Annotated in this window: 25 protein-coding genes and 1 pseudogene; 8 read left to right on the forward strand and 18 right to left on the reverse strand. The window is 68.0% G+C overall.

Going from position 1 to position 26,016, the window contains the following annotated elements; genetic code table 11:
* The 3 genes and pseudogenes from IHE46_RS09405 to IHE46_RS09420 all read right to left on the reverse strand — a co-directional run bounded on the left by IHE46_RS09405 (position 1) and on the right by IHE46_RS09420 (position 2,404).
* Positions 1-849 carry a sulfurtransferase gene (locus IHE46_RS09405; RefSeq protein WP_192164366.1) on the reverse strand — a complete coding sequence of 283 codons (849 nt, stop codon included), beginning with the start codon at positions 847-849 and terminating at the stop codon, positions 1-3.
* Positions 846-1,627, reverse strand: a pseudogene (locus IHE46_RS09410) (CoA pyrophosphatase). Before IHE46_RS09410 ends, IHE46_RS09405 begins: the two are co-directional and overlap by 4 nt.
* A 33-nt stretch (positions 1,628-1,660) precedes the next feature.
* Positions 1,661-2,404 (reverse strand): FKBP-type peptidyl-prolyl cis-trans isomerase, encoded by a 744-nt coding sequence (locus IHE46_RS09420; protein ID WP_192164369.1) that lies wholly within the window; start codon positions 2,402-2,404, stop codon positions 1,661-1,663.
* A 144-nt stretch (positions 2,405-2,548) separates the two neighbouring features.
* Here IHE46_RS09420 and IHE46_RS09425 point away from each other — a divergent pair, with 144 nt between their 5' ends.
* On the forward strand, positions 2,549-3,331 hold the full coding sequence (locus IHE46_RS09425; protein ID WP_192164370.1) for an enoyl-CoA hydratase-related protein: 783 nt from the start codon (positions 2,549-2,551) through the stop codon (positions 3,329-3,331).
* Positions 3,332-3,384: 53 nt separating this feature from the next.
* On the opposite strand, the gene IHE46_RS09430 is transcribed toward IHE46_RS09425, so the two are convergent.
* From IHE46_RS09430 to IHE46_RS09450, 5 genes are all read right to left on the reverse strand, one after another.
* Positions 3,385-4,305 (reverse strand): DUF1684 domain-containing protein, encoded by a 921-nt coding sequence (locus IHE46_RS09430; RefSeq protein WP_192164371.1) that lies wholly within the window; start codon positions 4,303-4,305, stop codon positions 3,385-3,387.
* Between the two features lie 70 nt (positions 4,306-4,375).
* A complete protein-coding gene (mutL, locus tag IHE46_RS09435; RefSeq protein WP_192164372.1) occupies positions 4,376-6,217 on the reverse strand; it encodes a DNA mismatch repair endonuclease MutL in 1,842 nt (613 codons plus the stop codon).
* A gap of 26 nt (positions 6,218-6,243) precedes the next feature.
* Complete coding sequence (locus IHE46_RS09440; protein ID WP_343230012.1) at positions 6,244-7,773, reverse strand: N-acetylmuramoyl-L-alanine amidase; 1,530 nt, start codon at positions 7,771-7,773, stop codon at positions 6,244-6,246.
* A 216-nt stretch (positions 7,774-7,989) separates the two neighbouring features.
* Positions 7,990-8,451: a tRNA (adenosine(37)-N6)-threonylcarbamoyltransferase complex ATPase subunit type 1 TsaE gene (tsaE, locus tag IHE46_RS09445; protein WP_192164374.1), complete on the reverse strand. Its 462-nt coding sequence runs from the start codon at positions 8,449-8,451 to the stop codon at positions 7,990-7,992.
* Positions 8,448-9,929 carry an NAD(P)H-hydrate dehydratase gene (locus IHE46_RS09450; RefSeq protein WP_192164375.1) on the reverse strand — a complete coding sequence of 494 codons (1,482 nt, stop codon included), beginning with the start codon at positions 9,927-9,929 and terminating at the stop codon, positions 8,448-8,450. Before IHE46_RS09450 ends, tsaE begins: the two co-directional genes overlap by 4 nt.
* Positions 9,930-9,970: 41 nt before the next feature.
* Here IHE46_RS09450 and queG point away from each other — a divergent pair, with 41 nt between their 5' ends.
* Positions 9,971-11,035 carry a tRNA epoxyqueuosine(34) reductase QueG gene (gene queG / locus IHE46_RS09455; RefSeq protein ID WP_192164376.1) on the forward strand — a complete coding sequence of 355 codons (1,065 nt, stop codon included), beginning with the start codon at positions 9,971-9,973 and terminating at the stop codon, positions 11,033-11,035.
* A gap of 3 nt (positions 11,036-11,038) precedes the next feature.
* On the opposite strand, the gene pncB is transcribed toward queG, so the two are convergent.
* Positions 11,039-12,223, reverse strand: a complete 1,185-nt coding sequence (gene pncB / locus IHE46_RS09460) for a nicotinate phosphoribosyltransferase (RefSeq protein ID WP_192164377.1) — start codon at positions 12,221-12,223, stop codon at positions 11,039-11,041.
* 358 nt (positions 12,224-12,581) lie between these two features.
* On the opposite strand from pncB, the gene IHE46_RS09465 reads away from it, so the two are divergent.
* The gene (locus IHE46_RS09465) at positions 12,582-13,391 is read left to right on the forward strand and encodes a cytochrome c (protein ID WP_192164378.1); all 810 of its coding nucleotides are present in this window, start codon (positions 12,582-12,584) and stop codon (positions 13,389-13,391) included.
* 3 nt (positions 13,392-13,394) lie between these two features.
* Here IHE46_RS09465 and IHE46_RS09470 read toward each other — a convergent pair whose 3' ends face one another.
* The 3 genes from IHE46_RS09470 to IHE46_RS09480 form a co-directional block, all read right to left on the reverse strand.
* The gene (locus tag IHE46_RS09470; RefSeq protein ID WP_225562973.1) at positions 13,395-14,402 is read right to left on the reverse strand and encodes an aminopeptidase; all 1,008 of its coding nucleotides are present in this window, start codon (positions 14,400-14,402) and stop codon (positions 13,395-13,397) included.
* 84 nt (positions 14,403-14,486) lie between these two features.
* Complete coding sequence (locus IHE46_RS09475) at positions 14,487-14,861, reverse strand: hypothetical protein (protein WP_192164380.1); 375 nt, start codon at positions 14,859-14,861, stop codon at positions 14,487-14,489.
* Positions 14,862-14,926: 65 nt separating this feature from the next.
* Positions 14,927-15,535 carry a rhomboid family intramembrane serine protease gene (locus tag IHE46_RS09480; protein ID WP_192164381.1) on the reverse strand — a complete coding sequence of 203 codons (609 nt, stop codon included), beginning with the start codon at positions 15,533-15,535 and terminating at the stop codon, positions 14,927-14,929.
* 134 nt (positions 15,536-15,669) lie between these two features.
* Here IHE46_RS09480 and IHE46_RS09485 point away from each other — a divergent pair, with 134 nt between their 5' ends.
* Positions 15,670-16,551 carry a PhzF family phenazine biosynthesis protein gene (locus IHE46_RS09485; RefSeq protein ID WP_192164382.1) on the forward strand — a complete coding sequence of 294 codons (882 nt, stop codon included), beginning with the start codon at positions 15,670-15,672 and terminating at the stop codon, positions 16,549-16,551.
* Positions 16,548-17,003: a YaiI/YqxD family protein gene (locus IHE46_RS09490; protein WP_343230013.1), complete on the forward strand. Its 456-nt coding sequence runs from the start codon at positions 16,548-16,550 to the stop codon at positions 17,001-17,003. The genes IHE46_RS09485 and IHE46_RS09490 overlap by 4 nt, the downstream gene beginning before the upstream one ends.
* Here the strand turns inward: IHE46_RS09490 and IHE46_RS09495 are convergent.
* Positions 17,000-17,887, reverse strand: a complete 888-nt coding sequence (locus IHE46_RS09495) for an NAD(P)-dependent oxidoreductase (protein WP_192164384.1) — start codon at positions 17,885-17,887, stop codon at positions 17,000-17,002. The two genes, IHE46_RS09490 and IHE46_RS09495, sit on opposite strands and share 4 nt — an antisense overlap.
* A gap of 74 nt (positions 17,888-17,961) precedes the next feature.
* Entirely contained in the window at positions 17,962-19,170 is a 1,209-nt protein-coding gene (locus IHE46_RS09500; RefSeq protein WP_192164385.1) for an NAD(P)/FAD-dependent oxidoreductase, read from the reverse strand.
* Between the two features lie 47 nt (positions 19,171-19,217).
* On the opposite strand from IHE46_RS09500, the gene IHE46_RS09505 reads away from it, so the two are divergent.
* Positions 19,218-19,700, forward strand: a complete 483-nt coding sequence (locus IHE46_RS09505) for a YajQ family cyclic di-GMP-binding protein (RefSeq protein ID WP_192164386.1) — start codon at positions 19,218-19,220, stop codon at positions 19,698-19,700.
* A 20-nt stretch (positions 19,701-19,720) separates the two neighbouring features.
* Here IHE46_RS09505 and IHE46_RS09510 read toward each other — a convergent pair whose 3' ends face one another.
* The 4 genes from IHE46_RS09510 to IHE46_RS09525 all read right to left on the reverse strand — a co-directional run bounded on the left by IHE46_RS09510 (position 19,721) and on the right by IHE46_RS09525 (position 23,209).
* Positions 19,721-20,410, reverse strand: a complete 690-nt coding sequence (locus tag IHE46_RS09510; RefSeq protein ID WP_192164387.1) for a DUF1345 domain-containing protein — start codon at positions 20,408-20,410, stop codon at positions 19,721-19,723.
* The gene (locus tag IHE46_RS09515; RefSeq protein ID WP_192164388.1) at positions 20,407-20,682 is read right to left on the reverse strand and encodes a GNAT family N-acetyltransferase; all 276 of its coding nucleotides are present in this window, start codon (positions 20,680-20,682) and stop codon (positions 20,407-20,409) included. Before IHE46_RS09515 ends, IHE46_RS09510 begins: the two co-directional genes overlap by 4 nt.
* Positions 20,683-20,718: 36 nt before the next feature.
* Positions 20,719-21,798, reverse strand: coding sequence for a 3-deoxy-7-phosphoheptulonate synthase (locus IHE46_RS09520; RefSeq protein ID WP_192164389.1), 1,080 nt, complete (start codon positions 21,796-21,798; stop codon positions 20,719-20,721).
* A 217-nt stretch (positions 21,799-22,015) separates the two neighbouring features.
* Positions 22,016-23,209 carry a GGDEF domain-containing protein gene (locus IHE46_RS09525; protein ID WP_192164390.1) on the reverse strand — a complete coding sequence of 398 codons (1,194 nt, stop codon included), beginning with the start codon at positions 23,207-23,209 and terminating at the stop codon, positions 22,016-22,018.
* Between the two features lie 181 nt (positions 23,210-23,390).
* Here IHE46_RS09525 and IHE46_RS09530 point away from each other — a divergent pair, with 181 nt between their 5' ends.
* Positions 23,391-25,259 (forward strand): 3'-5' exonuclease, encoded by a 1,869-nt coding sequence (locus tag IHE46_RS09530; RefSeq protein ID WP_192164391.1) that lies wholly within the window; start codon positions 23,391-23,393, stop codon positions 25,257-25,259.
* 85 nt (positions 25,260-25,344) lie between these two features.
* A complete protein-coding gene (locus tag IHE46_RS09535) occupies positions 25,345-26,004 on the forward strand; it encodes an SH3 domain-containing protein (RefSeq protein WP_192164392.1) in 660 nt (219 codons plus the stop codon).
* Positions 26,005-26,016 lie beyond the last annotated feature (12 nt).

The following is a 26,016-nucleotide window of genomic DNA, read 5'->3' on the forward strand; positions in this document are numbered from 1 at the left end:
TCATTGGCCGCCCGTCGCCACTGCGCGCGAACGATCGCTCACCCAGCCGCTCCACGACGGCGCATAGAGCCGCGAGCCGGCGAGACCGGCGTGCTCCATCGCCAGCAGGTTGTGGCAGGCGGTGACCCCGGAGCCGCACATGTGCACGACTTCGGCGGGATCGCGCGCGCCCAGCATGGCAAGGAAGTCGCGCTTCAGTTCGGCCGCATCCTTGAAGCGGCCATCGGAGGCGAGGTTGTCGGTGAACGGACGATTGAGTGCGCCGGGCACATGCCCCGCGACGGGATCGAGCGGCTCGGTATCGCCGCGGTAACGCGGCACGGCACGGGCGTCGATGAGCAGCGGCGCGGGCGCGGCATGCAAGGCCGCGTGGTCGAGCACCACCTGGGCCGGATCGAAATGCACGGCCACCGAAGTCGCCGTCCGCTGCGGCACGGCGGTTTCCGCCGGCAAGCCCGCGGCCTGCCACGCGGCATAGCCGCCATCGAGCACGGCCACCGCACGTTCGCCGGCGAAGCGCAGCAGCCACCACAGCCGCGCGGCGGCCAAGGCGCCATGGGCGGCGTCGTACACCACCACCTGCAGACCCGGACGCCAGCCCCAGCGGCCGAGCACGGCGGAGAATGCCTGCGCCGATGGCAGGGGATGGCGCCCTAATCCCTGCGGCTGCAGCGAAAGATCGGAGAGGTCGACATCCAGCTCGGCGTAGACGGCACCGGGAATGTGGCCGGCGAGATAGTCGCGCCGCCCCTTCGCCGGATCGGCCAGATCCTTGCGGCAATCGACGATCAGCACGTCGCCCGGCGGCAACGCGGCAAGTTCGGCAGCGGAAATCAGCGTGGTCTTCATGCGCGCCCCATCCTCTTCAGCAGGTTGAGCAGGATCGCCGCGGTGGCGCCCCAGATGCGGTGGCCGCCATGCACGAACTCCACCATCTCGCGGCGGTGGCCGCGGAACTCCATGGTGTAGCGGCGCAGATTGGCCGGGTCGAGAAAAAAGGCCAGCGGCACCTCGAACACTTCGGCCACTTCGGCGGGCGCGGCCTTCAGGTGGATGTGCTCGGCAATGCGCGCCACGACCGGGGTGATGCGGTAGCCGCTGATCGTGTCGAAGTTGTCGAGATAGCCCAGCGGCGTGACCTGGGCCGGATCCAAGCCGATTTCCTCTTCGCTTTCGCGCAGCGCGGTGGCCAGCGCATCGGCGTCGCCGGGATCCGCCCGGCCACCGGGAAGCGCCACCTGCCCCGCGTGCGATTGCAGGTTGTCGGTGCGCACCGTGAGTACCAGCCGCGGCGACTCGCCATCGCGCAAGGCCAGCAACACCGCCGCCGGTCGGCGCTGTGCCGTGCCCAGCAGTTCGCTCATGTCGGCGTGATTCCAGCCGGGCGTGTCGGTCGACGTGGTGAGCGGCAACAGCGCCTTCAGCAGATCGTCGCTCATGGCTGCCCTCGCGCGGGCAGCACCTCGCGCATCACGCGCAGGCGTTCGGCGTCGCTCATGCTGCGCCAGCGGCCGATCTCTTCGATCGTACGGCGACAACCGATGCAATAGCCCTGCGCGTCCAATTGGCAGACACCGATGCACGGCGTAGCCGGGGACGGCGGCGCGGAAGGAAGTTCGTTCGACATGCCCCGCAATTTTAGCAGCAGGGCGCCCGCTTCTCAGGGAGAGCCCTGATCCGGCTCGTCCGGCTTGATCGCCAGTAGTTCGATTTCGAACACCAGCGCCTCGTTGGGGCCGATGCGCGGCAACGCGCCCGCCTTGCCGTAGGCCAGCTGCGGTGGGATCACCACCTTCCAGCGGTCGCCCACGTGCATGCGCGGAATCACGTCGCGCCAGCCGGGTATCACCTTGTCTACGGCGAAGCTCACCGGTGCGCCGTGTGCCCAGGTGCTGTCGAATTCGGTGCCGTCGATCAGCATGCCGCGGTAGTTCACCACCACCGTGCTGGTGACCGCGGGGCTGACCCTGCCGTCACCCTTCTTCATCACCGAATACTGGATGCCGGAAGGCAGCGACACCACGCCCGCCAACTTGGCGTTGCGCGCCATGAAGGCGGTACTTTTGCTCGCGTTGGCTTCGGCGAGCTGCTCGTACTCGGCCTGCGCATCGGTGCGCAGCTGCTGGTTGAAGGCGCGCAGCTGCTGGTGCATGGCCTGCATCGAAACGGTGGGCTGACGCTTGCTGTAGGCGTCCTGGATGGCGCGCTGCAGGGTGGCGACGTCGATCTCCGGGATGCCCGGCTGATTGCGGCCCGCGGCGAACTGGCTGCCGATCTGGTAGCCGATGGCGTAGGACAGCTTGGTCTTGTCCAGCTTCACCGGCGCCTGTGGCTGTGCCTGATCCTGCGCATGCGCCGCGCCGACCAGCAACAGGCAGGGCAGCAGCCAACGCAGTCGAATCATGCCGTTCTCCATCGCGCATCCAAGGCGCACCATCGTAAGCGTTCTGCGCATTGTGTGCAGCGCGACGCGCATAGTAAGAACTCGCGGAAGCGCAAAGGTTCCCGCTGTTACCATGCGCGTTTTGGCACACGCGGAGTCAAGCCCATGGCCTATCGCAACCTCGAAATCGCCCATCGCGGCGCGGTGCGCACCATCACGGTGAATCGTCCCGACAAGCTCAACGCGCTGAACCGCGACACACTCAACGAACTCACCCTCGCCTTCGCCCAGGCCGCGCAGGACGACGCCGTACGCGCAGTGGTGCTGGCCGGTGCCGGCGAAAAGGCCTTCGTGGCCGGTGCCGACATCGCCGAGATGAACGCTTACACGCCGGTGCAGGCACAGGGCTTCTCGCGTACCGGCCAGCGGCTGATGACGAGCATCGAGCGCCTCGGCAAGCCGGTCGTCGCGCGCATCCAAGGCTTCGCGCTGGGCGGCGGCATGGAGCTGGCGATGGCCTGCCATCTGCGCGTGGCCAGCGAAAAGGCGAAGTTCGGCCAGCCCGAGATCAACCTCGGCCTGATCCCCGGCTTCGGCGGCACCCAGCGCCTGCTGCGCCTCGCTGGCCGCAGCGCCGCGCTGGAGCTGTGCCTCACCGGCGCCACGATCAACGCGCAGCGCGCGTACGAACTCGGCGTCGTCAGCCGCGTGGTCGCGCCGGAAGCGCTGGACGAAACCGTCGACGCCCTCGCCGACCAGCTCGCCGCCGCCGCGCCGCTGGCTGCCGCAGGCATCCTCGACGCGGTGCTGCAAGGCGGCGAGGCCTCGCTGGACCAGGGCCTGGAGTTCGAAACCCAGGGCTTCGCGCTGATGTTCTCCACCGCGGACATGCGCGAAGGTACGAACGCCTTCCTGGAGAAGCGCAAGGCGCAGTTCAAGGGCGCCTGAGCGACGCTACAGCCGCCCCGTTCTCAAGCCGGGGCACCTCGCGCTGCCGCGAATCAATGGTGGCCGCGGTACTTCTTCTCGCCCGCCGTCACCGCGATGTCGAGGCGATTCTCCGGCGGCGCCAGCGGGCAGGTAGCGAATGGCGTGAACGCGCAAGGCGGGTTGTAGGCCTGGTTGAAGTCCAGCACCAGCTTGCCCGGCTTGGCCAGGCCACCGGCGGGCAGCGCGGCGTAGAGGAAACGCGCGGCGCCGTAGGTTTCCTTGCCCGAGGTCTTGTCGGCGATCACGAAGAACAGCTCGCCGCTCGGCTCCTCCTGGTAGGGCAGCAGCTCGAACGTGTGGCCGTCGCGGTGGAACACCGCCTTGCCGGGCACCTTCACCTTGTCGATGGTGCCGATGGCGGTGCCGATCTCGAGATCGTGCTCCGGCACGAAGGGCACCCACTCGGCCTCGATGCGCCAGGACGGATCGATCGGGAAATAGTCGATGCCGAGGAAATGGCGGCGCGCCTCGGCGTCGGTGTCCTTCACGCGCAGCGCCTTGCGGCCGTCGCGGTCGATCACGAAAAAGCTCGCGTTGCCGAAGCGCACGGTGGTGGGGTCGGTACCCGCGGCCGCGTGCATGTCGTCGATCAGCGCCGCCTCGGCGACGGACTTGCCGTCGACGGTGGCGCCGCCGTCCTTGTCCAGCGCGATGCGCACCGTGCCGTCGGCCGCCAGCGTCACCGTGCCGAGGTGCGCGGGGCCGGCCTTCAGCACGATGTCGTTGCCTGCGGCGCTGCCTACGCGGTTCGCACCTTCGTGCAGCCACTCCAGCCCGATCAGGCTGAGCCAGCCGTCCGGCGCGGTGAGCCGGGCCACGCGGCCGGCGCGCCATTGTTCGATTTCATGCGTGTAGGACGACGGGGTTTCGGCGGAAGACACGGCGACGACTCCGAAAAGCGAGGCGAACAGGAAAGCGGCGATTCGCAACATGGGGACGATCCGCGGCAAGGAAAGGTCCGAGTATGGACGTCCAAATGCCAGGCGGGCAAGCGGGCGGCCCTCACCTCCCGCGCATGAACAACCGGTCCAGTTCCGACAGGGAGAGCTGCGTCCAGGTCGGACGGCCATGGTTGCACTGCCCGGAGCGCTCGGTGGCCTCCATTTCGCGCAGGAGCGCATTCATCTCGGGCAGACTGAGGCGGCGCCCCGCGCGCACCGAGCCGTGGCAGGCCATGGTGGAGAGCAGCTCGTTTTCCAGCTCCTGTAGGCGGCGCGAACTGCCGTGCTGGGCGAGTTCGGCCAGCACGTCGCGGGTCAGCTGCGTCACGTCGGCGCCTTCGAGCAACGCGGGAATGCGCCGCACCACCACGCCGGACGGCCCGCTGCGCGACAACTCCAGCCCCCACTCGGCCAGTGCATCGGCGTGTTCCTCCGCCGCGGCAGCCTCTTTCGCGCTCACCGCGAGGTTGAGCGGCACCAGCAACAACTGCGAGCGCAGGTTGCTGCCGGCGCGGGCGCCCTTGAGCTTTTCGTAGGTGATGCGCTCGTGCGCGGCGTGCATATCCACCAGCACCAGGCCCTGCGCATTCTCGGCCAGCACGTAGATGCTCTTGAGCTGGGCGATGGCGTAGCCCAATGGGGGCGCCTCGCCCTCCTCCACGGCGGGCATCGCGGCGGCGGCAGGCGCTGCGCGCGGCGGTTCGCCCAGCAGAGCCGCGTAATCGGCCAGCGGTTCGTCGCGCACGCCGAGCGCCAGGCGGTTCTGCTCGGCGCGCGCCGGCCACGCTGCGCCGCGCGCAATGGCCGGAAGGCCGGGCGCGGTCGCATGCATGCCCCCTGCACTCGCGGTGCTCATGTGTAGGCGGCCGTCGTCGTCCTGTGCGTGCGATTCCACCTGCCCCGCGCGCGTCTGCGCCAGCGCCTCGTGCAGGGTGCGGAACAGGAAGTCGTGCACCAGGCGCTGCTCGCGGAAGCGCACCTCGTGCTTGGCCGGATGCACGTTGACGTCCACCCCGGCCGGGTCGAGTTCGAGGTACAGCACGAAGGCCGGGTGGCGCCCGTGGAACAGCACGTCGGCATAGGCCTGGCGTACCGCATGCGCCACCACGCGGTCGCGCACCAGCCTGCCGTTGACGTAGAAGTACTGCTGGTCCGCCTGCGAACGCGAGGCGGTGGGCAGGCCCACCCAGCCGGACAGCCGCATGCCGGCGGCGGCGTGGTCCACGCGCAAGCTCTGTGCCGGGAAATCCTCGCCCAGCACCTCGGCCACGCGCGCCAGCTGTGCCTGCGCGTCGCGCGCGGCTTTCCAGATGCGCACCGGCTTGCCGTTGTGGCTAAGCCGGAATTCGACGCTACCGCGCGCCAGCGCCAGCGATTTCAGAAGATCGTCGATGTGCGCGAATTCGGTGCGCTCGGCACGCATGAACTTCTTGCGCGCCGGCACGTTGTAGAACAGGTCGCGCACTTCCACGCTGGTGCCAGTGGGATGCTGCGCGGGGCGCGCGGCCTGCAGTTTGCCGCCATCCACCTCGATGCGGAATGCGGCGTCGGCCTCGCGCTGGCGCGAGGTGAGCGCGAAGCGCGCCACCGAGGACACCGAGGCCAGCGCCTCGCCGCGGAAGCCCATGCTGGCGACGTGCTCGAGGTCGTCGAAGCTGCCGATCTTGCTGGTGGCATGCGAGGCCACCGCCAGCGGCAGCTCGTCGGGCGCGATGCCGCCGCCGTCGTCGCGCACGCGGATCAGGCGCGCACCGCCCTGCTCGATGTCCACTTCGATGCGCGAAGCTCCGGCGTCGAGGCTATTCTCGACCAGCTCCTTGACCACGGACGAAGGACGCTCGATCACCTCGCCGGCGGCGATCTGGTTGATGAGCTCGGGGGGCAGCGGGCGGATGACGGGCATCTGCGGATTTTAGCAGTTGCCGGCGATCAGCCGGCCGGAATGGCCAGCACGGTACCCACGCGCACCGCGTTGCTGTCGATGTGGTTGGCGCTCTTCAGGGCGCCGACGCTGATGCCGTAGTCGCGCGCGATGCTGCGCAGGCTTTCGCCCTCGCCGACGCGATGCATGTCGCGCACACCGGCGTCGGCGGTCGCGGACGTGTCGACAACGGCGTCGCCGCCGGGCGCCGGCCGCTGGCCGGGCTTGACCGAAGCCAGTTCCACGCCGTCGCGGCGCACAGCCTGCGCCGCAAACCAGGTGCCCTTGGGTGGCGTGGATTCGAAGTAACCCTTCACGCCGTCCATCACCGCACTGGCCAGTGCCTGCTGGTGACCGGGGTCGCGCAGCTTGCTCTCTTCCGCCGGATTACTGATGAAGGCGGTCTCGACCAGGATCGAAGGCACGTCGGGCGAACGCAGCACCACGAAGTTGGCGCGCTCCACATAGCCGCGATGGGTGGGGCCGATATCCCCCAGCGCCTTGAGCACGTTGTTGGCCACCGCATTGCCGGCCTGCACCGCCCAGTCCTGCTGCATGTCCAGCAGCACCTTGGCGAGGCTGTCGTCCTCGGCAGCCAGCGAAGCGCCGCCGATCAGGTCGGAGCTGTTTTCGCGGTCGGCCAGCATCTGCGCCGCCACCGAGCTCTTGCCGCGCGGGGACAGCACCCACACTGAAGAGCCGCGTGCGTCGCCGCTCGCGTACGAATCGGCGTGGATGGAAACGAACAGGTCGGCATCGTGCTGGCGGGCGATCTGGTAGCGGCGTTCCAGCGGGATGAAGTAATCGCCGTCGCGGGTGAGGATGGCCGTCATGCCCGGCTGCTTGTCGATCTGCGCGGCGAGGTCGCGCGCCACCGCCAGGGTGACGTTCTTCTCCATCGTGCCGTCAGGACCGATCGCCCCCGAATCCTTGCCGCCATGACCGGCGTCGATGCACACCACCACCTTGCGCTGGCCGCTCAGCAGTGCAGCGGCCTGCTCGGTGACCTGCCGGCTGGCGCCGATGGCCTTGCCGCCATGGCGTCCGCTGACCGTCGCGACGACGGGCGGCGGCGAATCATGGTCCGAGTCGTCCGCCTGCGGCACGGCTACCGGGACGCTGGCCGGCTTCGTGACGGCAACCGGCGAGGCATCGGCCGCACCGTTGCCGGGCAGCAGATCAAGCACCAGCCGGTAATGGTCGCCCTGGGTAGGCGCAAGCACGAAGCTGCGCACCTGACTGCCGGCCACCATCTTCGCGGTGAGCTGCAGGCCCGACCCTTGTTGGCTGCGGCTGATGCCGCGGAGCAGCCCGTGCGCGACCGGATCGGCATAGCCGTCCGCGATCCTGCCGCGGGCGAAAGACACCACGACCTGGTCGTTCGCGCGGTCGAGGTGGTAATCCGGCTTGCCGTCCAGATCGAACACCAGCCGCGTGTGGGTGGCATCGGCCCAGACCCGCACCGCCGTCACATCGGCCGCGCGCGCGCCCACGGGCGCCATCGCCGCAGCGATAGCGACGACGAGTACCCCACCCAAGCTGTTCAGGTATCCCCGCATGGGCCGCATTGAATCGCAGGCATCGCAGGAAAGCAAGAAGTTTTCCCTTGAATATCCATGACCTGCAAACTATTTGTCAGCCCTCGTCTAGCTATGGCTCGCAAGTGACCTTTTTCCATGCCTTGCACAGCCGGGCCGGCCGCCGCCCGGGCCGCAGCCTTTCCCTGAAGAAAAACAAGCAGTTGCCGCGAGAAATCAGGCCACGCACGCCAGCAGGTCCCGGCCACGTTCCGTATGTGCCTCGAGCTGTGCCTGCCGCCCGTCGCCCTCATAGGACAGATGCAGGGTGAGATCGGGCGAAGGCAGTGCGCCACGGCCGCGCTCGGGCCATTCCACCAGCACCAGCGCCGCCGGGTCGGCCAGCGCGTCCAGTCCCAGCCATTCGAGTTCGCCCGGGTCGGCGATGCGGTAGAGATCCAGGTGCCAAGCTGGCCGCCCTTGGGCGGCATAGCCTTCGACCAGGCTGTAGGTGGGACTCTTGATGCGCTCGCCCACGTCCAGCGCGCCCAGCAGCGCGCGGGCGAACGTGGTCTTGCCCGCGCCCAGGTCGCCATGCAGGTAGACCACCATGCCGCCGCCGGCCAGCGCGGCGGCGAATCGGCGCCCCAGCGCATCGGTGGCGGCTTCGTCGGCGAGTGTCCAGCGTTGTGCGGTCATACGTCGAGTCCATTGCCCAGCGCACGCAGCGGCGCCAGCAGGTCCGTGGCAAGCAGGCCGCGTTCCCCCTGCCGCGCCGCGCAATCGCCGGCGCGCGCATGCAGGCCGACGCCAAGACAGGCCGCCTCCCATGCACCGCAGCCCTGCGCCAGCAGCGCCGCGACGATGCCGGTGAGCAGGTCGCCCATGCCGCCCGTGGCCATCCCGGGATTGCCCCATGGACAGACGTCCAGACGTCCATCCGGATCGGCGATCAGGCTGCCCGAGCCCTTCAGCACGACCACGGTCTGGAAGCGATCCGCCAGGCCGCGCGCGGCGGCGAAACGATCCGCCTCCACCTCGGCCACCGTACTGCCGAGCAGGCGCGCAGCTTCTCCGGGATGCGGTGTTAGTACCGCCGGCTGTGCAAAACAGCGTGGTTCACGCGCCAGCAGATTCAGTCCATCGGCATCGAGCACCAAGGGCTTGCCGCTGTCCAGCGCGGTGAGCCACAGCGCATGGCTCCACGCGCCCTGCCCCAGGCCCGGCCCCACCGCCAGCACGCTGGCGCGGGCCAGCAGCGGCTCCAGCGTCTGCGGGCCATCCACGCCATGCGCCATCAACTCGGGACGCGCGGCATTCAAGGCGAGCAGATGCTCGGCGCGGGTCGCGACGCTGACCAGGCCCGCGCCGACGCGCAACGCCGCCTCGCCGCTCAGGCGGATCGCGCCGGCCATGCCATGCTCGCCGCCGATCGCCAGCACGTGGCCATTCGTGCCCTTGTTTGCGTCGCGCGGGCGCGGCGGCAGATGCTCGGCCATCAGCAACTGCGCATCGGGCGGAACGTCCCGCCACAGGGATTCGGGCAAGCCCAGCGCATCCAGCTCCAACCGGCCCACGACATTCGCGGCACGACCGGTGTACAGGCCGCGCTTGGCGGCGATGAAACTCATCGTGAGGTCGGCACGGATCGCCGCACCGGGCGTCCGGCCGGTATCGGCATCCAACCCCGAAGGCACGTCCAGCGCCAGCACGGGCGCGCCGCTGGCATTGACCGCCTCGATCAGCGCCGCCACCGGTGCTTCCGGTGCACGCCGCAGGCCGGTGCCATACAGCGCATCGACATGAACATCGACGACGGGCAAGGCGTCGTCAGGCTGCCACAGGCGCACGGCACCGCCGGCATCCTTCCACGCCTGCCGGGCCGTGGCGGCATCGCCCGCGGACGTCTCGCCCAGCGCGAACACATCCACCTGCAGGCCGGCCTCGCGCGCCAGCACCGCCAGCAGGAAGCCGTCGCCGCCGTTGTTGCCCGGGCCGCAATGCACCGCGATGCGGCGCGCCTGCGGCCACTGCCGGCGCAGGCCGGACAGCGCCGCCCAGGCCGCGCGGCGCATCAATTCGAAACCCGGCACGTGCAATTCCTCGATCGCCCGGCGATCCAGTTCGCGCACCTGAGCAACGGTGTAGAGCTGATGGCTGTGAGGGCGATCGGACATGCTGCGGATTATAGGCGGCACTGCCCACTTACAATGTGCCCATGTCCGCCAGCACCGCCATCGACTACGCCGCCCTTGCCTGCGACATCAAGCAGTGGGCATGCGAGCTGGGTTTTGCGGAAGCCGGCATCAGCGGCGTGGCGCTGGGCGAGGACGAGCAGCACCTGGAACGCTGGCTGGCCGACGGTCACCACGGCGAGATGGAATACATGGCGCGTCACGGCGCAAAGCGCGCGCGGCCGGCCGAGCTCGAGCCGGGCACGCAGCGGGTGATCTCGGTACGCATGGACTACGTGCCGCCGGGCACGCGCAATGCCTGGGACGTCATCCGCGACGGCGAGGCCGGCTACGTGGCGCGCTACGCGCTGGGCCGCGACTACCACAAGCTGATGCGCAACCGCCTGCAGAAACTGGCCGAACGCATCCATGCCGTGGTGGGCGACTTCGGCTATCGCGCCTACGTCGACTCCGCGCCGGTGCTGGAGAAGGCGCTGGCGCGCAACGCGGGGCTGGGCTGGATCGGCAAGCACACCGTGCTGATCAATCGTCGCGCCGGCTCGTACTTCTTCCTGGGCGAGCTGTACACCGACCTGCCGCTGCCGCTGGACGAGCCGGCCAGCGCGCATTGCGGCTCCTGCCGGCGCTGCATCGACATCTGCCCCACCCAGGCGATCATCGCGCCGTACCGGCTCGACGCGCGCCGCTGCATCTCCTACCTCACCATCGAGCTGAAGGGTTCGATCCCCGAGGAACTGCGCGCGCCCATGGGCAACCGCATCTTCGGCTGCGACGACTGCCAGCTGATCTGCCCGTGGAACAAATTCGCGCAGGACGCCGCCGAACCGGATTTCGCGCCGCGGCACAGCCTCGACGGCGCCAAGCTGGTCGAGCTGTTCGCATGGAGCGAGGACGAGTTCCTGAAACACACCGAGGGCATGGCGATCCGCCGCACCGGCTACGAAGGCTGGCTGCGCAACATCGCGGTGGCGCTGGGCAATGCGCCGGGATCGGCGACGGTGCGCGACGCGCTCGCTGCGCGCGCCGACCACCCTTCGCCCATCGTGCGCGAGCACGTGGCCTGGGCGCTGGCGCAGCAGTCTCGCTGAGCATCAGCCCTGCGTGTCGGGAATGCCGAACACCTGCCGCAGGTAGGTCACATAGGCCTCGTCCTCGCACATGTTCTTGCCCGGCGAGTCGCTGAGCTTGGCCACCGGCTGGCCGTTGCAGCGGACCATCTTGATCACGATGTTGAGCGGCGTCGGTCCGGTGTCGTTGCTGAGGTTGGTGCCTACGCCGAAGGCGAGCAGGCAGCGGCCGCGGAAGTGTTCGTAGAGCTGCATCACCTTGGGGATGTCCAGCCCGTCGCTGAACACCAGCACCTTGCTGCGCGGGTCGACGCGGTTGGCGCGGTAGTGCGCCAGCATGCGCTCGCCCCAGTCGAACGGGTCGCCGGAATCGTGGCGCGCGCCGTCGAACAGCTTGCAGAAATACATGTCGAAGTCGCGCAGGAAGGCGTCCAGCCCGTACACGTCGGACAGCGCGATGCCGAGGTCGCCGCGGTACTCCTTCGCCCAGGCCTCCAGCGCGGCCACCTGCGAATCGCGCAGGCGCGGCCCCAGCGCCTGGTGCGCCTGCAGGTATTCGTGCGCGAGCGTGCCCAGCGGGACGAGGCCGAGCCGCATGGCGAACCACACGTTGCTGGTGCCGGCGAGCTGTGCACCCAGACCGTCGCGCAAGGCAACCAGCACTTCCTCGTGCCAAGTGCGCGAGAAGCGGCGCCGCGTGCCGTAGTCGGCGATGCGGCAATGCTCGTAGCCGGGCGTGCCGTGCAGCAGCGCGATCTTCTCCTGCAGCCGGTGCCGACCTTCCGCCAGATCGTGCCGCGGCTGCGTGTTGCGGAAATACACCTCGTTGACGATGGCGAGCAGCGGCACCTCGAACAGGATGGTGTGCAGCCACGGCCCCTGGATGCGTATCTCGATCTCGCCGTTGCCGGCTTCGGCCGGGGCGATGGTCACGTACTTCGCGTTGAGCCGGAACAGGCCCAGGAAGTCCACGAAATCGCTCTTGATGAAGCGCATCGCACGCAGGTAGTCCAACTCCTCCGTGCTGAAGCGCAGTTCGCACAGCTGCTCCAGTTCGGCGCGGATCTCGGCGATGTAGGGAACCAGGTCGATGCCCGGGTTGCGGCACTTGAACCGGTACTCGACCTGCGCGGCCGGGTAGTGGTGCAGCACCACCTGCATCATCGAGAACTTGTAGAGGTCGGTGTCCAGCAGCGATTCGACAATCATGCGTCGCCCGGTCGGCGCGGCGGCGCCAGTCGCGCCAAGTGGCCGATTATGAAGGCTTTGGCAAATCGCGGGCATAAAAAATCCCGGTAACCAGGGGAGTAGTTACCGGGATTCGTCAGGTCGGCGCGTCAAGAGGGGAGAGAGGGGCCGACCCCTCGACGGTGCGATGTTTTGCCCCGTCTCCTTTCGCCTCACGGCGATACATGTGCTTAGTGTAGCCGGGGAAGCTGAAGTTCAAGGTAACCGGACCAAATTTTTTGGACCGATTCAGTTTTCAGCCAGCCATCCAACCATGGTCGTTCCAGAGGTTGGGATGATGGTGCGGCAATACAATGCCCTAATCCATAGGAAGGTCGTCATGAAACTGCTGCTGCGCTGCTGCCTGCTCTGGCTGTCCCTGCCCCTGCTAGCCCACGCAGCGGATCTGCGTATCGACCTGGGCAAGGGCACAAAAACCTGGAGCACCGCCCAGTTGCTCGCCCGCCCCGATGCGACCGAGGTGACGGTGCCGGGCGATGTGGCATTCCGCCGCACCATGCGCTATCGCGCCGTGCCGCTGCTCGCCCTGCTGCCCGGCCTGCGGGCGGACCAGCACCTGCAGTTCGTCGCCGCCGACGGCTTCACTGCCGAGATTCCTGCCACGGCGATCCTCAACCGGCAGGGTGCGCAGGCGTGGCTGGCGGTGGAAGATCCGGCGCGTCCGTGGCCTGCGCTGGCCGAAAATGCCAAGGGCGCTGGCCCGTTCTACCTGGTGTGGACGAACCCGCAGGCCGCACACATCGGCCCCGAGCAGTGGCCCTACCAGCTGGCCGCGATCCGGGCGCTTTCCGGGGTGGATGCGCGCTTCCCGGCCATCGTGCCCTCGGCCGATGCGTCCGCCGACGTGCGCCGCGGCTTCGACGTATTCAAGCGCACCTGCTTCGCCTGCCACACGTTGAACGGCGAGGGCGACGCGAAGCTGGGGCCGGATCTGAACCTGCCTTACAACCCGACGGAATATCTGTGCGCCGACCTGCTGCGCGGCTATATCCGCAACCCGCAGTCGCTGCGCCGCTGGCCGCAGGCGAAGATGCAGGGCTTCCCCACGCAGGAGTCACTCAGCGACGCCGATCTCGATGCGACACTGGACTATCTGCGCTACATGGCAAGGCACAAGGCCGTGCATTGAACTTCAAGGCAGTAGCGCCTTGAGCGCGGCATCGCGCGCCGCCTTGGGTTCGCTCGCAAGCTCGCGCACCCTGGCGTAGAACGCGGGCCACTGCGAACCGCCCTTGCGGAAGATCGCGTCGAAGGCCGGCGTCCATTGGTCGTACAGCCCGAACGGCAGCAATTGCGCGTTGTTGATCGGCCTGGCCACCCACGCGTCGTAGTTATGCTCGTTCGGCCAGTTGGCATCGCGCCACTGGGCGTAGCGCTGGCGGAATGCGGCGATCTCGCGCTGCTTGCCCGCCTCCATGGCCTCGGTGTCCGCACCGCTGGCATAGAGCTCCTGCAGACGGTCGCGCAGGTCCAGCACCAGTTTCGTGAAGCCGTCGTCCATCGCCTGCGCCCGCCCGTCGTCCGGCGACAGACCGCGCGAGGCGCGCCATTCGCGTAGGCCCTCGGTCTGCACGAAGGTGGCGAAGGATTCGTTGAACGCGGTGTCGCCCTTGGCGTAGATCAGCTGGTGCGCCAGTTCGTGGAAGATCGTGCTGGCCAGCTCGTCGTCATCCCAGCCCAGCATGGTGGAGAGGATGGGGTCGGCGAACCAGCCCAGCGTGGAGTACGCAGGGACGCCACCGACCCATACGTCGTCGCCCGCGCTGCGCAGGCGCGCCGCATCGGCCTTGGCGGCGGCCTCGCTGAACCAGCCGCGATAGGCCACGCAGCCGGCGACGGGGAAGCAGTGGCGCACCGCATCCACCGAATAACGCGGGGTGGCGAACACGTTCCACACCACGTAGGAGCGGCGCAGAGCCACATAGGTGGTGTAGCTGCGGTTGTCGGGCAGCCCGAGATGGCGGCTGGCGAACCCGCGCGCGGCCAGCGCCAGCGACAGGCGCGCGGCGAGCTTCGGATCGGTGGACGGATCCTGCAGCAGCTTGCGCACCGGCTGCCGCCGCAGCACCAATTCGCCCTGTCCGTGCACCGCCTGCGCGTAGTAACGGAGGCCGCTGCAGGCGCACAGCACGAGGCTCAGCATCGCAAACGCGAGGTATCCGGGACGGAAGCGGCGAACAAGGGCAAGGTGGCGGGGCATCCCGCCATCATGCCCCACGGACACTCAGTGATGGTTACCGCCGGTATGGCCGCTCCAGTGCCCATGGCTGCCGCCGCCGACATGGCCGGGGCTGGGACCGCGGCCGCGCACATAGCCGCCGCCGCCATAGTGGCGATGGCCCCAGTGGTCGTACCACACGCCACCCACCACCACACCCGGCGCGTAGCAGCAGCCGTAGCCATAACCGCCGTACCAGCCGTCATAGCCGTACCAGCCCGGCGCGGCGTAGTAACCATCGCCATAGGCCGTGCTGTTGCCGTAATAGGCCGCACCGGCATACGCCGTGGGCCGCACGTAACCGTAACTCGGCTCGTAATAGCAGCCCGACAGCAGCGCAGTCAGCGCGACAAGGGCGAAAACACTCAACAGGCGTTTCATGACGTGGCCTCCTCGGGAGACGATGGCTTCAGCCTGCTACCGGATGGTTGAACCGACGCTGATGCTCAGAATCGCGGCTGCAGCAGCTGACCGAGAAAATTCGACAGCACCAGGGGAGGATTCACCAGCACGGTGAACAGCACGCCATAAGCCGCGCCCCACAGGTGGGCGCTGTGGTTGACGCCGTCCATCCCGCGCTTGTCCATGTACATCGAATAGGCGGTGTAGAGCGCGGCGTAGATGATCGCCGGCATCGGGATCACGAACACGATGATGCGTTGCCATGGCCCTAGCAGCACGAAGCCGAACAGCACCGCCGACACGGCGCCCGAGGCACCCAGGCTGCGGTAGTTCGGATTGCCGCGATTCCTCAGGTAGGTAGGCAGGATCGAAACCACCAGGCCGCCGATGTAGAACAGCGCGAAACCGAACGCGCCCAACTGGCTGGTATAGAAACCCTCCATGTACCGCCCGAAGAAGAACAGCGTGAGCATGTTGAACAGCAGATGGCCGACATCCGCATGCACCAGGCCGTAGCTCACCAGCCGGTGATATTCCTTGTGGCGACTGATCGCCGGCGGCCACAGGATCAGGTCGTCCATCACCTTGCGGTTGTTGAAGGCGATGAACGAGACGACGCAGGTGATCGCGAGGATGATGAGGGTGGTCGACATGAACGATTCCGCGCCCGGGCGATGAGGTGGCGGCATCTTGGCGGCAGCGCGGGCGCTTGTCGAATCCGGAACAAAACGGCTGCATGAACGGCGGACGCGACTATCATGCGCGCTCCCCCCACGAACCCATGGCCATGCCCCTGCTTCGCTATCTTCATCTGGACGTCTTTGCGGCTACTCACGGCGGCGGCAACCACCTCGGCGTGGTGCTTGGCGCAGAGCACTGGAACAGCGAAGCGATGCAGCGCTTCGCACGCTGGACGGATCTCGTCGAAACCACTTTCCTGCTGCCGCCCGCCGATCCCTCGGCCAGTTACCGCGTGCGCATCTTTACCCCGCACAAGGAGATCCCGTTCGCCGGCCACCCTAGCGTGGGCAGCGCCCATGCGGCTCTGGAATGCGGGCTGGCACAGCCCGTCGATGGGTTGCTGTGGCAGGAATGCGGCGCCGGCGTGCTGCCGCTGCGCGTGGAAGGCGCTGGCGCGGATCGCTGCCTGCTGCTGCAGTCCCCCGGCGAACGCGTGCTGAAAACCGGTCGCGACGTGCATCCGCTGCTCGCTGCCGCACTGGCCGGCATCGGCGGAGGCAGGCTGCCGCCCGCGCTGGTGGATGGCGGCCGGCGCTGGTGGATGGCGGAGGTGGAGGACGAAGCCGCGCTGCGCGCATGGAACCCCGACCACAGCGCCATCGGCGCGCTGGCCCGTGCCAGCGACAGCATGGGCCTGTGCGCGTTCGCACGCAGCGCACATTCCGACTATCAGCTGGTGGTGCGCGCTTTCCCCGCCGGCGTGGGCATCGTCGAAGATCCCGCCTCCGGCGCCGCCAATGGCCTGATCGCCGCGTACATCGCACAAGCCGAACCGCACGGCGCGCTGGCCGGCGGCTACGTGGTGAGCCAGGGGCGCGAGATCGGCCACGATGCCCAGCTCGTCGTCCGCATCGTGGATGGCACGGTATGGGTCGGCGGCCGTACCCACACCATCGTCGACGGCGCGCTGCACTGGAACGCAGCGTGAGCGGGACGGCGCAGATCCTGGTCGACGCCGACGCCTGCCCGGTGCCGATCAAGGAAATCCTGTTCCGCGCCGCCGAGCGCGAACAGGTGATGGTGACGCTGGTGGCGAATCAGTATCTGCGCACGCCGCCGTCCCGCTTCATCCGCGCGGTGCAGGTGCCCGGCGGCTTCGATGTGGCGGATCACGAGATCGCCCGCCGCGTGAACGCCGGCGACCTCGTCGTCACGCAGGACATTCCGCTGGCCGCCGCCGTCATCGAGAAAGGCGCATTGGCGCTGGATCCGCGCGGCGCGCTGCACACGCCCGACACCATCGCCCAGCGCCTGACCATGCGCAATTTCATGGACGAACTGCGCGGCGCCGGGGTCGACACCGGCGGCCACGCGCCATTCCATGCGCGCGACAAACAGGCCTTCGCGAACCAGTTGGACCGCTGGCTGCGCCAGCGCTAACACCCGCGTTCGTCGAGCCGCGCGCGCCGCGCCGCCACTTGCGACAGTACCGACCAGTCCACATCCTCGTCGCCCGCGGCCAAGGCCTCCAGCAGGCTATCGCGCAGCACCCCGGCAAACGGTAGCGGCACCCGCGCCGCCTCGCCGGCGCGCAGCGCCAGTCCCACGTCCTTGTAGCCCAACGGCAATGCGAAGCCCGCCGGCTTGAAGCGCTGCGCGGCGATCAGTGCCGCATAACCCTGGTAAGCCGGCGCGGCGAACAGCGTGCCGGTCATCACTTCGAGGAAATCCGCTGCGCTGATGCCATGTGCGCGCACCAGCGCGGATGCCTCGGCCATGCTTTCAATCGCCGTCGCCAGCATGAAATTGCCCGCGATTTTCGCCACGTTGGCACGCTCCGGCGCGTCGCCCAGCGGCCATACGCGGCTGCCCATCGCATCCAGCAGCGGGCGCACGCGCTCGACGGCCTGCGTCTCGCCAGCAGCAAGGATGTTGAGCTTGCCGGCAGCGGCGACGTCTGGCCGTCCGAACACCGGCGCGGCGACGTAACCCACGTCGCGCGCGGCATGCCTGTGCGCCAATTCCCTCGCCAGCTCCACCGACACCGTCGCGTGGTTCACGTGCACGGTGCCGGGCACCATGGCGCCGAGCACGCCGCCGTCGAGGATCACGCCACGCACCGCATCATCGTTCGCCAGCATGCTCAGTACGGCATCGCCATGCGCCGCGTCGGCAGGTGTCGAAGCCACCACGGCCCCCAGCGCCGCCAGCGGCCTCGCCGCGGCCGGCGAACGGTTCCACACCGTCACTTCATGCCCTGCCTTGAGCAGATTCGTCGCCATCGCGGCGCCCATCGCGCCAAGGCCGAGAAAACCGATTTTCATGAGCTGCACTCCAAGGATGGGATCATCCATGCAGTGGAACATCCCTGACGTTCAGCCACCGCGAAACCGCGTCGTCACGCCACCTCACCCGCCGCATGCCCCGAGGCCCAGGCCCACTGGAAGTTGTAGCCGCCCAGCCAACCGGTGACGTCGACCACTTCGCCGATGAAGTACAAACCGGATACCCGCTTCGATTGCATGGTGCTGGAGGAGAGGCCGTCGGTATCCACGCCACCCAGGGTGACCTCGGCAGTGCGATAGCCTTCGGTACCGCTGGCCACCACGGGCCAGTCGTGCAGTTGCCGCCCGATCTCGCGCAGTTCGGCGTCGCGGTACTGGCGCATGGGACGGCTAGGAAACCACTGCTCGCATAGGCGATGCGCGAGACGCTTGGGCAAGGCATCGGCCAGCACGTTCCTTAGCTCGGCCGCCGGGTGCGCGGCGCGCTGCGCCAGCAGCCAATCGCCCAGGTCCACATCGGGCGCGAGATCGAGCCGCAGGTCGTCGCCCGGCTGCCAGTACGAGGAAATCTGCAGGATGGACGGCCCGCTCAGGCCGCGATGGGTGAACAGCAGACCCGCACGGAAGGCGCGCTTGCCTACCCGCGCCTCGGCCGCCGGCAGCGCCACGCCGGCGAGATCGGCGTAATGCTCCTGGTGCTTGCCGCTCAGGGTCAGCGGCACCAGCGCGGCTCGCACGGGCAACACGGCATGGCCGAACTGGCGCGCCAGCTCGTAGCCGAAGCCGGTGGCGCCCATGCTGGGGATGGACAGGCCGCCCGTCGCCACCACCAGCGACTCCGCATGTACCTCGCCGTGCGCGGTGAGCACGGCGAAGCCCGTGTCCGTCTTGCGCACGCGCTCGACGCCACAGTTGGCCTCGATGCGTACACCGGCGTCGGCGCACTCGTCGAGCAGCAGGCGCACGATCTGCTTCGACGAGTCGTCGCAGAACAGCTGCCCCAGCTCTTTCTCGTGGTAGGCGATGCCGTGCTTCTCCACCAGTTCGATGAAGTCCGCCGGCGTATAACGCGCCAGCGCGGACTTGGCGAAATGCGGGTTGGCGCTGAGGTAGTTCGCGGGCGATGCGCCGGTATTGGTGAAGTTGCACCGCCCGCCGCCGGACATCAGGATCTTCTTGCCGACGCGGTTGGCATGGTCGACCACCAGCACATGGCGGCCGCGTTGCCCAGCGGTGATCGCGCACATAAGCCCCGCGGCGCCGGCGCCGACGATCAGCACATCCGTTTTCACCCGGCCACTCCCGCCATGCAAGGCGCGCATTATTGCATCGCGTACACTTTGCGCCTTCCCACCTGCGAGCCTTCGCCATGCCCTCCTTCGACGTGATTTCCGAAGTCGACAAGCACGAACTGACCAACGCCGTGGACCAGGCCAACCGCGAGCTGGCGAACCGCTTCGATTTCAAGGGTTCGGACGCGAAGTTCGCGCTGGAGAAGTCCGAGATCCTGCTCACCGCGCCCAGCGACTTCCAGCTGCAGCAGATGCTGGACATCCTGCGCGGCCGGCTCACCACGCGGAAGATCGACATCCGCGCGCTGGACATCGGCGAGGTGGAAACCAACCTCGCCGGCGCGCGGCAGAAGATCACCGTGAAGCAGGGTATCGAGCAGCCGGTGGCGAAGAAGCTGGTGGCCACGCTGAAGGAGGCCAAGCTCAAGGTCGAGGCGCAGATCAACGGCGACAAGCTGCGTGTCACCGGCAAGAAGCGCGACGACCTCCAGGACGCGATGGCGGTGCTGCGCAAGGCCGACGTGGAACTGCCGCTGCAGTTCGACAACCTGCGGGACTGATCGCCCGCAGGCCTGCGCTGCTACCCACCCATCCCCGCCACGATGTTCACCGTGATCGCGATGATGAACACGTTGAAGAAGAATGCGATCACGCTGTGCAGCAGGGCCACGCGGCGCAGGTAGCGGCTGCTGATCTGCACGTCGGAGACCTGGAAGGTCATGCCGATCACGATGGCGAAGTAGGCAAAGTCCCAGTAGTCGGGCTCGGGGGTGTCGGGGAATTCCAGCCCGGAATGCTTCTCGCCGAAGTCGCCGTAGAAGCCGTGCGCGTAATGCAGCGCAAACATGATGTTGAGGAAAAGCCAGCTCAGCACCACGCTGAGCGCGCCCACGCCCAGCGCGGGCAGGCCGCCGCCTTTCGCGGCATGCAGTTCGGTGCCCAGCGCCACCAGCACCACGCCGGAGAGCACCACCGCGCTCCACAGCACGCCCCAGCGCCCGGTGTCCTGCGCCTTCGCCTGCAGGCGCATGCGCGCGGGCGTGGATTTGTTGAACAGGCGCGCCAGTGCGAACAGGTAGACCACTGCAGCCAGGTCGAAGCCGAGCAGGATCGCCGTGGCCACGCGCAGGCCCAGCAGCATCAGCACGGTGCCCGTGACCAGGAAAATCGCGAACGACACGCTGAGCCGCGGCCGCGCCGTCACGTAGCGGAAAGGCCGCCAGCGCCGCGCCTTGGTTGCGCCGTTCGTGCCCGATGCCCCGCCGTTCATGCGCGCAACTCCGCGTAGTCGGGGTGCCGTTCCAGCCAGACCGCGGCATACGAGCAGGCAGGCCGCACCTTCCAGCCTTCCGCGCGCGCGAACTCCATTGCCGCACGGACCAGCTCGCCGGCCACGCCACGGCCGCCTACCGCCGCCGGCACCCCGGTGTGGGTGATCGTCAACGTGCCGTCGCCGAGCATGTAATCGAGCACGCAATGCGCGCCTTCCACTCTTACCTCGAAGCGGTGCGTGGCCCGATCATGCCGAATGTCGAGATGCATGCTGTTCTCCATGAACGATGCCGCCAAGCATACGCGTCAGGCCGCCAGCTCGTCCCGCGCCAGTTCGCGGCGTCGGCGCACGGCCGCGGCCAGCCGTTCCAGCACGCACACCGAATCGTCCCAGCCGATGCAGCCGTCGGTGATGCTCTGGCCGTAGACCAGCGGATGATCTGGTAGCAGCTCCTGGCGGCCACCGACCAGGTGGCTCTCCACCATCGCACCCACGATGCGCGACTCGCCCGCCTCGAGCTGGGCGGCGATAGCGGCCACCACGCGCGGCTGGTTCTCGGGATTCTTGCCGCTGTTGGCGTGGCTGGCGTCGATCATCACCCGCGGCGGCAAACCGGCCTTGCCGATCTCGGTGCAGGCGGCCTCGACGCTGGCCGCGTCGTAGTTGGGCACTTTGCCGCCGCGCAGGATCACGTGGCAGTCGCGGTTGCCGCTGGTGGCGGCGATGGCGGCCTGCCCCTGCTTGGTCACCGCGAGGAAATGGTGCGGATGCGAGGCGGCCTGCACCGCGTCCAGCGCGATCTTCACGTTGCCGTCGGTGCCGTTCTTGAAGCCCACCGGGCAGGACAGCCCGGAAGCCAGCTCGCGGTGCACCTGGCTCTCGGTGGTGCGCGCACCGATGGCGCCCCAGGCCACCAGGTCCGCGAGATACTGCGGCGAGATGATGTCGAGGAATTCGCAGCCCGCCGGCATGCCCAGCGCGTTGATGTCGCACAGCAGCTTGCGCGCGACGCGCAGGCCTTTATTGATCTGGAAGCTGCCGTCGAGATCCGGATCGTTGATGAGCCCCTTCCAGCCCACCGTGGTGCGCGGCTTCTCGAAGTACACGCGCATCACGATTTCCAGCTCGCCGCCCAGCCGCCTGCGCTGCTCCGCCAGCCGCTGCGCATAGTCCAGCGCCGCGCGTGGATCGTGGATGGAGCACGGGCCGATCACTACCGCGAGGCGGTCGTCCGTGCCTTCGAGGATGCGATGCAGTGCCGTGCGCGCATGCCCCACGGTGTCCAGCATGGCGTCGGTGGCGGGGCACTCGTCCATCACCTCGACGGGCGTGGCAAGCGGCTGGATGCTGCGGATGCGCAGGTCATCGGTGGAAACGTGGGACATGGCGGCGGCTCCTCGTGTGGGGTGCGGCGGCCATGAAAAAAGCCGCCTCGATGTTGCTGGCGGCTTTCGGGATGGGGTTTCAGTGTTTCGTCAGGACGATCGCACCCATGCCTCCGCCAGCGGCTTCGGATAGCCATAAAACCAAAAGTACTGGCGGGCGGTGTGGGTCATGGGTTCCATCAATAACACCAAGTCCAGCCCACTGCAAATAACCGGTTCAAATAACCTGCAGCCGGTCGGCAGCATTGGCGGGCGCCGTGACCACGCGGTTGCGGCCACCGTGCTTGGCTACGTACAGCGCCTTGTCCGCGCGGCGCAGCGTGGACGACATGTCCCGCTCGTACGATTCAACCTCGGCCACGCCCACCGAGATGGTCAGAGGCAGGCTGCGGCCATCGATGACTACCGGCCCATCCATCACTGCTTCGCGAATCCATTCCGCCAGGGCTTCGCCGTCGCGGCGCCCAGCTGCCGGGACCAGCACGATGAATTCCTCGCCGCCCAGCCTTCCGATCATGCTCTCGGGAGGCAAGGCGGCACCCACACGCTGCATCAACGCCTTCAGCGCCTCGTCACCGCAGTCATGCCCGAAGCGGTCGTTCACGCTCTTGAAATGGTCGACATCCAGCAACAGCAGACAGAACGGCACGCGTGCCACCTCGCTGGCGACCAGCATGCCGGCGAAGCGCTCTTCCAGCGCCAACCGGTTCGGCACGCCGGTCAACGGATCCGTGCGTGCCATTACGTACAACTCGCGTTGCAGCAACTCGTTGTAGAGCAGCACGAAACCCAGGCCGTAGAACAGCGGCTGCATGATCGACATGAGCATCCAGAACACGTTGATCGGGCTGGGCGCGTATACGTCCAGCAGCTGCCTGCCCGTCAGCCACAGCATGCCGTTGCGCCACACCAGCAGTAGCAGCGACAACACGAAAATCCACAGCAGCACGTAGCGCGCCCGCGAGCCATGGTCGCGGCGATCGCCAAGCAACGCCTCGATGTTCAGCAGGAGGTTGCATGCGATGGCCACCGAGCCCCACAACACGCGGCTCTGGTAGTCCGGGTCCACTACGGCAAACCAGGCCACACCACCCCAGCCGACCACGCCCACCGCGATCACGCTGCGCCAGCGCAGCGGCACGCCCAGCAGCATGCGCAGTGCGATCACGCTCATCGCCTGCGCCAGCAGGTTGAGCGCGTTGCCCCCCAGGGTGATGGCGGCCGGCGGCAGATGCTGCCCGAACGCCAGCGAGGCATAGCCCAATGCCTCCACGGCCAGGGCCGAAGCCCGCAGGTACAGGCTGCGCACCATCCGGCTCTTGTCCGAACGCACGCCCAGCCACAGCATCAGGGCCACGGTCATGGCCTGCAGCGCGCCGAGCAACGACAAGCTCTGAACCTGGATAGGCATCCGCCCCCCCTTGGGCAATGACCGGCGGACGTATCTTGGTGTATCCGCGGGTTTCCGGCACGTATCCCGTTCCGGTTTTTGCCCCAGCGAGTCCCACCCTGCACAAGCGCCCAGGCAGGGGCATCCGTTGACAGCCCGAACCGTTCAGCTACTTTCCGGCAAGCCCTCCACGGAAGCCGGCATGGCCACGCTCATACCTTCCCGCAACAGCTGCCTGCCGCGCATGACCGGCGGCGAGAAACGCGTGTCCGAGCGGCTGGAGCAGAAGCTCGAGGACGACTACCTGCTCTGGTACGACGTGCCCGTCGGCCTGAAACAGCGCCAGCCCGACTTCGTGGTGTTCCACCCGCGCCGCGGCCTGCTGGTGCTGGAAGTGAAGGACTGGAAGGCCGACACCATCCGTCACGCCGACAAGACCCAGTTCACCCTGGTCACCGAGCGCGGGCTGGCGAAGGAAACCAACCCGCTGCTGCAGGCGCGCGCCTATGCGCTGGAGATCGGCGTGGTGCTGGAGAACGATCCCGCCCTGCGCAACCCGGAAGGCCACCGCTACGCCGGCAAGCTCGCCATGCCCTGGGGTTACGGCGTGGTGCTGGCCAACATCACGCGCAACCAGTTCCAGGAAGGCAGCCTCGATGCGGTGATTCCCGCGCACCTCGCGATTTGCCGCGACGAGCTGTACGAGACGGTGGACTCCGAAGCCTTCCAGGAGCGGCTGTGGGCGATGTTCCCGCAGGTGTTCCCGGTGGCGCTCACCCTGCCGCAGATCGACCGCGTGCGCTGGCACCTGTTCCCCGAGATCCGGGTGGAGCCGGGCAGCGGCCAGTTCGGCCTGTTCGCCGCCACGGGCAAGGACGTGCGCGCGCTGGAGATCCCCGAACTGGTGAAGGTGATGGACGCGCAGCAGGAGCAGCTCGCGCGCTCGCTGGGCGACGAGCACCGCATCATCCACGGCGTGGCCGGCTCCGGCAAAACCATGATCCTCGGCTTCCGCGCGATGCAGCTGGCGCGCTCGATGAGCCGGCCCATCCTGGTGCTCTGCTACAACAAGGCGCTGGCGGCGCGGCTGGAGGAACTCATCGGCGAACGCGGGCTCAGCGACAAGGTGCAGGTCTACAACTTCCACCGCTGGTGCCGGCGCATGCTCACCAGTTATCACGTGGAACTGCCGCCCAAGGGCGAGCGCTTCTTCGAGAAGATGGTGGAGCGCGTGATCGAGGGCGTCGACAAGGGCCAGATCCCGCGCTTCCAGTACGGCGCCGTGCTGGTGGACGAAGGCCACGACTTCGAGCCGGACTGGTACAAGCTGATCGTGCAGATGATCGACCCGGCCACCAATTCGCTGCTGGTGCTGTACGACGACGCGCAGAACATCTACGGCAACCCCGACCGCCGCCGCATCAGCTGGAAAAGCCTGGGCGTGCAGGCGCAGGGCCGCACCACCATCCTCAAGCTCAACTACCGCAATACGCTGGAGATTCTCGCGGTGGCACGCAACTTCGCCAACGAGCTGCTCGCCGCACGCAGCGACGATGACGACGGCGTGCCGCTGATCGCTCCGGAAAGCGCCGGCCGCCGCGGCCCGCTGCCCGAACTGATCCGCACCGATACCGCCGCCGCCCAGCTCGACGCGCTGATCGCCCAGCTGCGCGAGGAACGCGCGCACGGCCGCCCCTGGGGCGACATGGCGGTGATCTACCGCAACAACTGGGAAGGCGAGAAGCTGCACGAGGCGCTCACGCGCATCGACATCCCCTCCAGCCTCGCCGACGAGCGCGGCAAGCAGGCGCTGTTCGTGGTGAAGGACAGCGTGAAGCTGCTCACCATGCACTCCTGCAAGGGCCTGGAATTCCCCTTCGTGATCGTGCCCGGCCTCGGCTCGCTGCCCCACGAAGGCCAGCGCGAAGTGGACGAGGCGCGCCTGCTCTACGTGGCGATGACCCGCGCCACCGAACGGCTGGTGCTGATCCACCACCTCGATTCGGTATTTTCCAAGCGCATCCGCGACTCGATCAACGAGGTGCAGGGGCAGTTGGCGCTGCACGGCTGACGTCATCCATCCGTCTCGTCGGATTCACCCGGTCCGGCGCAGGCTTCCACCGAGGTAGTACGTCCACGACACAGGAGGAGTTCCGATGAAACGCATCGCATGGCTCGCCACACTCCCGTTGCTCGCCCTGCCCGCGCTCGCGCTCGCACAAGGCGCCGCTGGCTACACCACCGGCAACGCGCACCTTCGTGCCGGACCGGACTTCAGCTACCCGCTCATAGACACGCTTCCTGCCGGTGCGCCGCTGAGCGTGCAGGGCTGCACCAGCGGCTGGGAGTGGTGCGACGTGATCTACCAGGACGAGCGCGGGTGGATCGCCGGCAACTTCATCCAGTACGACTACAACAACCAGTACGTGCTGGTACCCCAGTACGGTGCGCAGATCGGCATCCCCATCGTCACCTTCGTGATCAGCAGCTACTGGGACAGCTACTACCGCAACCGTCCGTTCTACCGCCAGCGCGCCAGCTGGTACGCGCGCCCCATGCCGAGGCGGCCGCCACCGCCGCCGATGCCCCGCCCGATGCCACCGCCAGGCGGCAGCCGGCCGCAGCCACCGGCGCGCCCGCTGCCGGGCCACAATCCTCGTCCCATGCCGCAACGCCCGCCGATGGGGCCGCCTGCAGGAGCACGTCCGGTCGCGCCGCAGCGCCCGCCCGTCGCTCCTCGCCCCGGCGCCGGCAAGCCCGCACCGGCACACGGCAAACCTGCCCCCAAGGACAACGGCGACCATCAGGATCACTAGAGTCTCTGAACA

Origin of the sequence: Rhodanobacter sp. DHG33 (assembly GCF_014843005.1) — a bacterium.
GTDB lineage: Bacteria > Pseudomonadota > Gammaproteobacteria > Xanthomonadales > Rhodanobacteraceae > Rhodanobacter_A.

Bases quoted from the DNA above. Each gene is read 5' to 3' on its own strand.
- IHE46_RS09450 (WP_192164375.1), bottom strand. From the start codon at position 9,929: ATGTCCGATCGCCCTCACAGCCATCAGCTCTACACCGTTGCTCAGGTG.
- IHE46_RS09525 (WP_192164390.1), bottom strand. From the start codon at position 23,209: ATGCCTATCCAGGTTCAGAGCTTGTCGTTGCTCGGCGCGCTGCAGGCC.
- IHE46_RS09485 (WP_192164382.1), top strand. From the start codon at position 15,670: ATGCCCCTGCTTCGCTATCTTCATCTGGACGTCTTTGCGGCTACTCAC.
- mutL (WP_192164372.1), bottom strand. From the start codon at position 6,217: ATGCCCGTCATCCGCCCGCTGCCCCCCGAGCTCATCAACCAGATCGCC.
- IHE46_RS09535 (WP_192164392.1), top strand. From the start codon at position 25,345: ATGAAACGCATCGCATGGCTCGCCACACTCCCGTTGCTCGCCCTGCCC.
- IHE46_RS09420 (WP_192164369.1), bottom strand. From the start codon at position 2,404: ATGATTCGACTGCGTTGGCTGCTGCCCTGCCTGTTGCTGGTCGGCGCG.
- IHE46_RS09405 (WP_192164366.1), bottom strand. From the start codon at position 849: ATGAAGACCACGCTGATTTCCGCTGCCGAACTTGCCGCGTTGCCGCCG.
- IHE46_RS09475 (WP_192164380.1), bottom strand. From the start codon at position 14,861: ATGAAACGCCTGTTGAGTGTTTTCGCCCTTGTCGCGCTGACTGCGCTG.
- IHE46_RS09520 (WP_192164389.1), bottom strand. From the start codon at position 21,798: ATGTCCCACGTTTCCACCGATGACCTGCGCATCCGCAGCATCCAGCCG.
- IHE46_RS09515 (WP_192164388.1), bottom strand. From the start codon at position 20,682: ATGCATCTCGACATTCGGCATGATCGGGCCACGCACCGCTTCGAGGTA.
- IHE46_RS09505 (WP_192164386.1), top strand. From the start codon at position 19,218: ATGCCCTCCTTCGACGTGATTTCCGAAGTCGACAAGCACGAACTGACC.
- IHE46_RS09500 (WP_192164385.1), bottom strand. From the start codon at position 19,170: ATGCGCGCCTTGCATGGCGGGAGTGGCCGGGTGAAAACGGATGTGCTG.
- IHE46_RS09465 (WP_192164378.1), top strand. From the start codon at position 12,582: ATGAAACTGCTGCTGCGCTGCTGCCTGCTCTGGCTGTCCCTGCCCCTG.
- tsaE (WP_192164374.1), bottom strand. From the start codon at position 8,451: ATGACCGCACAACGCTGGACACTCGCCGACGAAGCCGCCACCGATGCG.
- IHE46_RS09425 (WP_192164370.1), top strand. From the start codon at position 2,549: ATGGCCTATCGCAACCTCGAAATCGCCCATCGCGGCGCGGTGCGCACC.
- IHE46_RS09530 (WP_192164391.1), top strand. From the start codon at position 23,391: ATGGCCACGCTCATACCTTCCCGCAACAGCTGCCTGCCGCGCATGACC.
- IHE46_RS09495 (WP_192164384.1), bottom strand. From the start codon at position 17,887: ATGAAAATCGGTTTTCTCGGCCTTGGCGCGATGGGCGCCGCGATGGCG.
- IHE46_RS09510 (WP_192164387.1), bottom strand. From the start codon at position 20,410: ATGAACGGCGGGGCATCGGGCACGAACGGCGCAACCAAGGCGCGGCGC.
- queG (WP_192164376.1), top strand. From the start codon at position 9,971: ATGTCCGCCAGCACCGCCATCGACTACGCCGCCCTTGCCTGCGACATC.
- pncB (WP_192164377.1), bottom strand. From the start codon at position 12,223: ATGATTGTCGAATCGCTGCTGGACACCGACCTCTACAAGTTCTCGATG.
- IHE46_RS09430 (WP_192164371.1), bottom strand. From the start codon at position 4,305: ATGTTGCGAATCGCCGCTTTCCTGTTCGCCTCGCTTTTCGGAGTCGTC.
- IHE46_RS09480 (WP_192164381.1), bottom strand. From the start codon at position 15,535: ATGTCGACCACCCTCATCATCCTCGCGATCACCTGCGTCGTCTCGTTC.